General features: G+C 68.5%; 9 protein-coding genes. 7 read left to right on the forward strand and 2 right to left on the reverse strand.

Translation table 11 applies throughout. The annotated features are described in order from the left end of the window. The first annotated feature begins 18 nt into the window (after positions 1-18). Positions 19-798 carry a purine-nucleoside phosphorylase gene (locus tag NI2_RS13750; RefSeq protein WP_067490769.1) on the forward strand — a complete coding sequence of 260 codons (780 nt, stop codon included), beginning with the start codon at positions 19-21 and terminating at the stop codon, positions 796-798. Beyond that, on the forward strand, positions 799-2,301 hold the full coding sequence (locus tag NI2_RS13755; protein WP_067490771.1) for a phospho-sugar mutase: 1,503 nt from the start codon (positions 799-801) through the stop codon (positions 2,299-2,301). A 109-nt stretch (positions 2,302-2,410) separates the two neighbouring features. Here NI2_RS13755 and upp read toward each other — a convergent pair whose 3' ends face one another. Beyond that, positions 2,411-3,034 (reverse strand): uracil phosphoribosyltransferase, encoded by a 624-nt coding sequence (gene upp / locus NI2_RS13760; protein WP_067490773.1) that lies wholly within the window; start codon positions 3,032-3,034, stop codon positions 2,411-2,413. A 142-nt stretch (positions 3,035-3,176) separates the two neighbouring features. On the opposite strand from upp, the gene NI2_RS13765 reads away from it, so the two are divergent. From NI2_RS13765 to NI2_RS13785, 5 genes are read left to right on the forward strand one after another with little or no spacing between them, the layout of a single operon-like run. Beyond that, a complete protein-coding gene (locus NI2_RS13765; protein WP_067490775.1) occupies positions 3,177-3,497 on the forward strand; it encodes a hypothetical protein in 321 nt (106 codons plus the stop codon). After that, on the forward strand, positions 3,494-4,621 hold the full coding sequence (locus NI2_RS13770) for a C40 family peptidase (protein WP_067490777.1): 1,128 nt from the start codon (positions 3,494-3,496) through the stop codon (positions 4,619-4,621). The genes NI2_RS13765 and NI2_RS13770 overlap by 4 nt, the downstream gene beginning before the upstream one ends. Beyond that, the gene (locus NI2_RS13775) at positions 4,618-4,971 is read left to right on the forward strand and encodes a hypothetical protein (RefSeq protein ID WP_067490779.1); all 354 of its coding nucleotides are present in this window, start codon (positions 4,618-4,620) and stop codon (positions 4,969-4,971) included. Before NI2_RS13770 ends, NI2_RS13775 begins: the two co-directional genes overlap by 4 nt. Then, complete coding sequence (locus tag NI2_RS13780; protein WP_166655760.1) at positions 4,968-5,321, forward strand: YbaB/EbfC family nucleoid-associated protein; 354 nt, start codon at positions 4,968-4,970, stop codon at positions 5,319-5,321. The genes NI2_RS13775 and NI2_RS13780 overlap by 4 nt, the downstream gene beginning before the upstream one ends. A gap of 20 nt (positions 5,322-5,341) precedes the next feature. Further along, positions 5,342-6,574, forward strand: a complete 1,233-nt coding sequence (locus NI2_RS13785) for a SatS C-terminal domain-containing protein (protein ID WP_067490781.1) — start codon at positions 5,342-5,344, stop codon at positions 6,572-6,574. 61 nt (positions 6,575-6,635) lie between these two features. On the opposite strand, the gene NI2_RS13790 is transcribed toward NI2_RS13785, so the two are convergent. Then, entirely contained in the window at positions 6,636-7,733 is a 1,098-nt protein-coding gene (locus NI2_RS13790) for an adenosine deaminase (RefSeq protein WP_067490783.1), read from the reverse strand. Positions 7,734-7,960 lie beyond the last annotated feature (227 nt).

Genomic DNA, 7,960 nt, shown 5'->3' on the forward strand with positions numbered 1-7,960 from the left:
GGGACATAAGCTATCCACATGCTTGCCGAACGGGCCGCCGAGGCTATCGCCGAACGTACGGGAGTGCCGCGTCATCGCGTGGCCGTGGTGCTCGGATCGGGGTGGCAGCAGGCCGCCGCCGAGATCGGTGCGCCGCATGCCTCGATCGCCATGCCGGAGCTGCCCGGCTTCGGCAGGCCGAGCGCGCAGGGGCACGGCGGGATGGTGCACTCGGTCACCGTCAACGACAACAATGTGCTGCTGCTGATGGGCCGCCAGCATCTGTACGAGGGCTACACGCCTCAGCAGGTGGTGCACCCGGTGTCGGCGGCGATCGCGGCCGGTGCGGAGATCGTGCTGCTCACCAACGCCGCGGGCGGGATCAGGGGCGGGCTGCGGGTGGGTGAACCGGTCCTCATCGCCGACCACCTGAACCTCACCGCGCGCACCCCACTGGAGGGGGCACGGTTCGTCGACCTGGTCGACGCGTGGGATCCCGAATTGCGCACGCTGGCAAAGGAACTCGACCCCTCGCTCGGTGAAGGCGTGTACGCCGGACTGCTCGGGCCGCAGTACGAGACACCCGCCGAGATCCGCATGCTGGCCACTCTCGGCGCCGACCTGGTCGGAATGTCGACGGTGCTGGAGGCCATCGAAGCCCGCTCACGCGGGGCGCGGGTGCTCGGTATCTCGTTGGTCACCAACCTGGCCGCCGGGGTCACCGGCCAGCATCTGTCGCATGCGGAAGTGCTGGCCGAAGGGCAGGCCGCTGCGCCCCGCCTCGGCAAACTGCTGCGCGGCATTCTGGAGCGGGTGTAGATGCTGCGCTTCGGGACCGCGGGCCTGCGCGGCCCACTGCGTGAGGGACCGGACGGGATGAACGTGACCACCGTGTCGCGGGCGACCGCGGGCCTGGCCGACTGGCTGCGGGCGCGGTGTCTCGGCGGCGGTGCGGTGGTGGTCGGGCGCGACGCGAGGCACGGCTCCGCCGAATTCGCGACCGCGACAGCCGAGATCTTCACGGCCGCGGGCTTTCCCGTGACCCTCTTGCCCGAGCCCGTGCCGACGCCGGTGGTGGCGTTCGCGGTGCGTGAGCTGGGTGCGGTGGCGGGCGTGCAGATCACCGCCTCGCACAATCCACCCGCCGACAACGGGTACAAGGTGTATCTCGACGGTGGCTCACAGCTCATCGCACCGGCCGATACCGAGATCGAGCAGTACATAGAGAAGGTCGCCGAACCGGTTGAGCGGGCGCCTGTTGCACCGTCCGGGGCCGAGTTGGTCGACCGGTACCTGGCGCGAGTCGCCGAACTGCCCGGTGTGCTCGGCGGTCCTGGGGCGCGGGCCGAGGTGCGGATCGCTTTGACGGCCATGCACGGTGTGGGCGGCGACCTCGCCGTGCGGGCGCTGCACGCCGCGGGATTCACCGACGTGCACGTGGTGGACGAACAGTTCGCCCCCGACCCCGACTTCCCCACCGTCGCCTTTCCCAATCCCGAGGAGCCGGGAGCGTCCGATCTGCTGCTCGCGCTGGCCGAGCGGGTCGGCGCCGACGTGGCGATCGCCCTGGATCCCGACGCCGACCGGTGTGCCGTCGGCGTGCCGGGGCCGGACGGCTGGCGCATGCTGCGCGGTGACGAAACCGGTGTGCTGCTGGCCGATTACGTGCTGCGCACCGCTTCCGACGACCCGCTGGTCGCCACGACAATCGTTTCCTCACGCCTGCTCTCGAAGCTGGCGGCCGCCCGTTCGGCCCGCTACGCCGAGACCCTCACTGGGTTCAAATGGCTGGCCAGGGCGGGTGACGGCCTCGTGTACGCCTACGAGGAAGCCATCGGCCACTGCGTCGACCCGTCGAAGGTCCGCGACAAGGACGGCATCTCCGCCGCGGTGGCCGCCACGGACCTGGTCGCCCTGTCGAAGGCGCAGAACCGCACCCTTCTCGACGACCTCGATTCCTACACGGTCGAATTCGGCCTACACGCAGGCGATCAAGTGTCGCTGCGCCTACCCGACCAGGCCGCGGCAACAACCCTCGCCGCCGCCCTGCGCACGAACCCACCCGTCGAGATCGCGGGCACACCGGTGAAATTCACCGATCAGGCCCAGGTCCGTGGCCGAATGCGCACGGACGCCTTGATCTTCGAGGCCGACGACTTCCGCATCGTCGTCCGGCCGTCGGGCACCGAACCGAAATTGAAGTGCTACCTGGAGGTCTTCGCCCCTGTCACCGAGCTCTCGAATCTGCCTGCGGCGCGCCGGGAAGCCGGCAACCGGCTCAGCGAACTGGCCGGCTTCTGCAGGGCGCTCAGTCCCATTTGATCGACGGCTCAGCCGCCACGACCGCGAGCCATGCGCGTCGGCCTGCTCGGGCATATCCGAACTCCCAGGTCAGCGAGGTCGCACGAAATCCGTTCGGGAGTAAGCCGATTCAGCGGGGGCCGAATTGGCGGTCGCCCGCGTCGCCGAGGCCGGGGACGATGTAGGCGTGTTCGTTGAGTTTCTCGTCGACGACGGCGGTGACGAGGCGGACGGGCAGGCCCGAGTCGGCCAGGGCGGCAACGCCTTCGGGGGCGACTACGACGCAGACGGCGGTGATGTCGGTGGCGCCGCGGGCGACGAGGAGTTCCAGGGTGTGGATCATCGAGCCGCCGGTGGCGAGCATGGGGTCGAGGACGAAGACGGGGAGGTCGGTCAGGTCGGTCGGCAGGGATTCCAGGTACGGGACGGGCTGGTGGGTTTCCTCGTCGCGGGCGATGCCGACGAAACCGACGCGGGCCTGTGGCACGAGATCGGCGGCGGCGTAGACCATGCCGAGGCCCGCGCGCAGGACCGGGACGAGCAGCGGTGGGGCGGCCAGGCGGACACCGTCGGTGACGGCGACCGGCGTGTTGATCGGTTCACGGACGACGGGCGCGTCACGCAGTGCCTCGTACATCAAAATGCCCGTGAGGTCGGCCAATGCGTTGCGGAAGGTGGCGTTGTCGGTGCGGGCGTCTCGCATCGTGCTCAGCAGAGTGGCGGCGAGCGGATGGTCGACGGTGTCGGTGCGCATGAAAAAACGATAGGGTCACCACGCGCTTCCGGTGCGTCCGCTGGGGAAATTTCGCGGAAGAGGGAACCGAACGCGGAGCCGGTGCGTCGAATCAGGTGAATGACGTACTCTGCCCGGGAACTCGAGGATTGGGGGAAGTTCGATGGTAAAGATGTCGGCCGATGCCGAGGGCATCGTCGCCTATAGTGCGACCGCCGGAACCATGTCCACCGAATTCGCCACGGCGGCGGCCGCGTCGGTGGCATCGAACCCGGCTCTGCTCGGCCCGGTGATGGGACTCATCGGCGGCGATTTCGTCACCGCCTACGCCGCCGCCCAGGCCGGTCACGTCGCCGCGATCGCCCAGCTCTCGGCCGTGATGGCCAGCATGGGCACCGCAACGGCAGGCGCCGCGACCACCCTCGTCGACACCGACACGGGCAACGCCGCCGCCATCGAATCGGCAGCGGGCGAACTCGCATGATCGACCTCAGCGGACTGGCTCAACCCCTGTACGACCTGCTGTCCAGCTTCGGTAGCGGTGTCCTCGGCACCGGCGGCGCGTCCGACGGCCTGCGCAGCACCTCCGCCGAGATCGACCAGATCTACCAGCTCGGCCGCACCGGCATCAATGCGGTGAACACCGCCTGGGACGGTCTGGCCGTCGACGCGGTCACCTCGAAGGCGCTGCGCGTGCAGACCTCCTCGGCCACCCTGTCCGACACCGGCAACGAGATGGCCACCGTGGTCGACCAGGCCGCCGCGTACGTGCAGACCGGACAGAAGGAACTCGACGGGATCGTCAACTCCTTCCTCACCGAGGTCTCCGCGCTCAGCCCGGTCCTGGCCACCCCGGCGGGCCTCACCGCCGTCGTCGCCTCGGCGATCGACCACATCGGCCAGGGCATGGGCGTGGTCGGGCGGGTGCAGGACGAACTCGGCACCCAGACCGCCGCCATCAAGGAGCTCACCCCGGCACCGTCGAGCACGCCCCTCGCCAACACCGCCAACCTGTCGACTTCGGCCGCTTCCACGCTGCTGTCCACCGCGACGAGCGCGGGCGGTTCGATGCTGAGCGCGGTGTCGTCGGGCCTGTCGACGGCCATGGGCGGCGGCGACTCGAGCAGTTCGGGCGGCACGAGCACGGGCAACTCGACCAACAACGGCAAGACCTCGACCCCCACCGGCTCGTCCACGGGCTCCACCGGCACCGGCGTCAAGGTCACCCTGCCCGACGGCAGCGTGGTCGAAGCCCCCAACGAGGAGGCCGCCACGGCCGTGCGGTCGGCCATCGGCGCGGTCGGCACGCCGTACGTGTGGGGTGGCAACGACCCGGGCTCGGGCATCGACTGCAGTGGGCTCACCAAGTACGCCTACGGCGAGGCCGGGGTGGAACTGCCCCGCCTCGCCCAGGAACAGCACATCGGACACCCACAGGTGTCACCCGGTGACCTGATGCCCGGTGACCTGGCCGTATGGGACGGCCACGTCGCCATGGTCGTCGGCAACGGGCAGCTCGTCGAGGCGGGCGACCCGGTCTCGATCAGTTCGATCCGAACGGAGAACAGTGGCATGGAGTTCTACGGCTTCTACAGGCCTACCTCATGAGCGAAACCCCGATCCCCGAGGTTCCCAATGTGGAAACCGCGGTCAGCACCAACCGGTCGGGCACCATCTCGGTGCGCGCGACCAGCATGGGGCTGCCGATCGCGCTCAAGTTCGAGCGCAGCGAATACCAGTACGGCGCACAGGCCCTCGCCGATGAGATCCTTCGCCTGACCAGGCGTTCGACCATCGCGGCCGCCGCGCGCCTGCGCGAGGTGTACAGCGAGCAGGCGGGCATCCCCGATGCCCTGCTCGACAAGATGAACCTGCCGACCCGGCGTCAGGCCGTCGACGAGCTCGACCGCATCGACGACGCCGACACCGGTCAGACGAGCTGGATGAGGCCCCTGTGAGCGCGGAGATGGACGCCCTCGTCGCGGGCGTGACCGAGAAACTCGAGGCACTCGAGGCGGCGCTGTACGGGTTGAAGCAGGTCAACGGCAAGTTCACCACCGAGGACGGGCTGGTCACCGCCGAGGTGAACAGCGACGGCGCGCTGGTCGATCTGCGCCTGGACGAGGGCATCACCGCCCTGCCGCCGGCGGAGGCCGCGCAGCTGATCCTGTCGGCGTGCAGGCAGGCCACCGAGACCGCGGGCGAAGCACGCTCCAACATCATTGCGACACTGAACGAATCGCTCACCGGCGGCACTGCACACCCGCCGGGGGAATTAGCACCCGGGCCGGATAGTGCGCGGCGCTGAAGCTCGATAGGCTTCGCGTCATGGCTTCTGGAGACATCGTCCCGATCGAGCTCGGTCTGACCGATGGCGATCTCGTCACCCTGTGGGCACCGCGCTGGCGTGACGGTGACGACGAGTACATGGCGTTCCTCGGACACGAGGACGACCTCTACGGTTTCGAGTCCGTTGCGGAGTTGGCCGCGTTCATCCGCACCAACACCGACAACGATCTCGTCGAGCATCCGTCGTGGGCGGTGGTCGCCGGTCTGTCGGCCGCCGAACTGGAGCCGGAGGACAACTTCACCTTCGATCTGGTCTCCGTGCCCGAGCTGGCCGCGGGCGAACCCGACGGCGAGGTGGTCGGCGAGCTCGAGGACACCCTGGCCATGGTTCGCAACATCGGCGACGTGTGCGAGCTCGACGTGGTGACGGCGTTCTTCGACGACAACCCGGTACTCGGTGTGCTCGCCAACGGCGTCGGCACGTTCACCGGGCGCGACGGCGAGGAGCTGTGGGACCAGGTCGGTGCCGCCATCGTCAAGGGCTGGGACGACGTGCTCGACGCGATCGACAGCATCGTCACCACCCCTGAGGTGGATGCCGCGGCGGTCGAGGTCGCCGAGGCCGAGCTGCTGGCCGCCGAGGAGAACGTGGTCGACGCCGACGACGTGGTCGAGGAGGACGAGGAGTTCGAAAGCGTCGACCTCACCGCCGACGACGAGGACGAGACCTTCTGGCACGAGGTCGGCATCGACCCGGTCAAGATCGTCACCTCCGACGGTGAGCACTTCACCCTGCGCTGCTACCTCGACGACGAGCCGATCTTCCTCGGCAACGGCCGCACCATCACGGTGTTCGGTTCCGAGCGTGCGCTGGCCCGCTACCTGGCCGACGACCACGAGCACGAGCTGGCCCGGGTGTCGACCTTCGGCGACGTGCAGACCGCCGCGGTCGACGGTTCACTCGAGGTGGAGGTGAGCGACGAGAACGTCTACGTGCTCACCGGCCTCGTGGAGGACCTGGCCGAGGGGCCGGAGGCCGTCGACATCGAACAGCTCGACCTGGCTGTCGAATTGTTCACCGACGCAGCCGATTACGCCGACGACGACAGCGTGGAACAGGCGCTTGCCGCGTCGAACCCGCTGGGTTGGTACGTCTCCTACCTGCTCAACCCGGACCCGAACCGGCTGGCCCCGAACCCGCCGTTCACGGCCGAGGCCCAGCAGTTCCGCGAACTGCAACGCGCCTTCGAAGCACGGCTGGTCAGCGAGTAGCAAGCCGAGCAAGCCGAGCAAGACGAGAAGGGTGGCACCGAGGAGGTGCCACCCTTCTTCGTCATCCGACCAGGACCGCGTAGCGCGGTTTGATGATCTCGTCGATGATCTTCAGGCGATCGGGGAACGGGATGAACGCCGACTTCATGGCGTTGATGGTGAAGCGTTCGAGGTCGCTCCAGCCGTAGCCGAAGGTTTCCACCAGTTTGAGCATCTCCTGGCTCATGGTGGTGTCGCTCATCAGCCGGTTGTCGGTGTTGACGGTGACCCGGAACCGTAGCCGGGCCAGCAGGTCGAAGGGGTGCTTGTCGAGCGAGGGCACCGCACCGGTCTGCACGTTCGACGACGGGCACAGTTCCAGCGGAACCCGCATGTCACGCACGTAGTCGGCGACGATCCCGAGTTGGGCGTCTTCGATGTCGCCCGGCACGCTGATGTCGTCGGTGATGCGCACACCGTGCCCGAGACGGTCGCACCCGCAGAAGGCGAGCGCCTCGTGGATCGACGGCAACCCGAACGCCTCCCCCGCGTGAATCGTGAAGTGCGCGTGGTTGACCCGCAGATATTCGAAGGCGTCCAGGTGCCGGGTGGGCGGGAACCCGGCCTCGGCCCCCGCGATGTCGAACCCGCCGACCCCGCTGTCGCGGAAGCGCACCGTGAGCTCTGCGATCTCCCGGGAACGCGCGGCATGCCGCATGGCGGTGAGCAGACATGTCACCCGGATGATGTCGCCCTGCTCCGCAGCGATCGCCTCCCCCTCCCGGAACCCGGCAAGGGTGTGCTCGACCACCTCGTCGAGCGTGAGCCCCTTCTCCAGATGCTGCTCGGGCGCGAACCGCACCTCGGCGTAGACCACCCCGTCGGCGGCCAGATCGATGGCACATTCCCGAGCCACCCGCCGCAAACCCTCCGGCGTCTGCATCACCGCGACGGTATGGGCGAACGTCTCGAGGTACAGCTCGAGCGACCCGCTGTCGGCGGCGTCCCGGAACCACGCCCCCAAACTCTCGGCATCCTGCGCGGGTAGTTGGTCATAGCCGCACTCGGCGGCGAGCTCTAGCACCGTCTCCGGCCGCAGACCACCATCGAGGTGGTCATGCAGCAGGGCTTTGGGTGCACGTCGGATCGAAGCAAGGTCGAGGGGCGCCGGTCCAGTCATATCCAAACGTTAGCCGCACCCACCGATCCCGGCAGCACAGTTCCCCGAGGACACCCACCGCACCACCAACCCACCGCACCACTCAAGCCCGCCACTCCCCCTTCCAGCCGCACAGCGCTACTCGAGTCCGTCACTCCCCCTTTCCAGCCGCACGGCGCTACTCCAGCCTGCCGCTCCCCTTTCCAGCCCCACGGCACCACTCGAGTCCGCCATGACCGCACTCCCAA

Origin of the sequence: Nocardia ignorata NBRC 108230 (assembly GCF_001612905.1) — a bacterium.
GTDB classification, from domain to species: domain Bacteria; phylum Actinomycetota; class Actinomycetes; order Mycobacteriales; family Mycobacteriaceae; genus Nocardia; species Nocardia ignorata.

Excerpts from the sequence above, each read along its gene's own strand:
- NI2_RS13775 (WP_067490779.1), top strand. The coding sequence starts at position 4,618 with ATGAGCGAAACCCCGATCCCCGAGGTTCCCAATGTGGAAACCGCGGTC.
- NI2_RS13770 (WP_067490777.1), top strand. The coding sequence starts at position 3,494 with ATGATCGACCTCAGCGGACTGGCTCAACCCCTGTACGACCTGCTGTCC.
- NI2_RS13790 (WP_067490783.1), bottom strand. The coding sequence starts at position 7,733 with ATGACTGGACCGGCGCCCCTCGACCTTGCTTCGATCCGACGTGCACCC.
- NI2_RS13755 (WP_067490771.1), top strand. The coding sequence starts at position 799 with ATGCTGCGCTTCGGGACCGCGGGCCTGCGCGGCCCACTGCGTGAGGGA.
- upp (WP_067490773.1), bottom strand. The coding sequence starts at position 3,034 with ATGCGCACCGACACCGTCGACCATCCGCTCGCCGCCACTCTGCTGAGC.
- NI2_RS13785 (WP_067490781.1), top strand. The coding sequence starts at position 5,342 with ATGGCTTCTGGAGACATCGTCCCGATCGAGCTCGGTCTGACCGATGGC.
- NI2_RS13750 (WP_067490769.1), top strand. The coding sequence starts at position 19 with ATGCTTGCCGAACGGGCCGCCGAGGCTATCGCCGAACGTACGGGAGTG.
- NI2_RS13765 (WP_067490775.1), top strand. The coding sequence starts at position 3,177 with ATGGTAAAGATGTCGGCCGATGCCGAGGGCATCGTCGCCTATAGTGCG.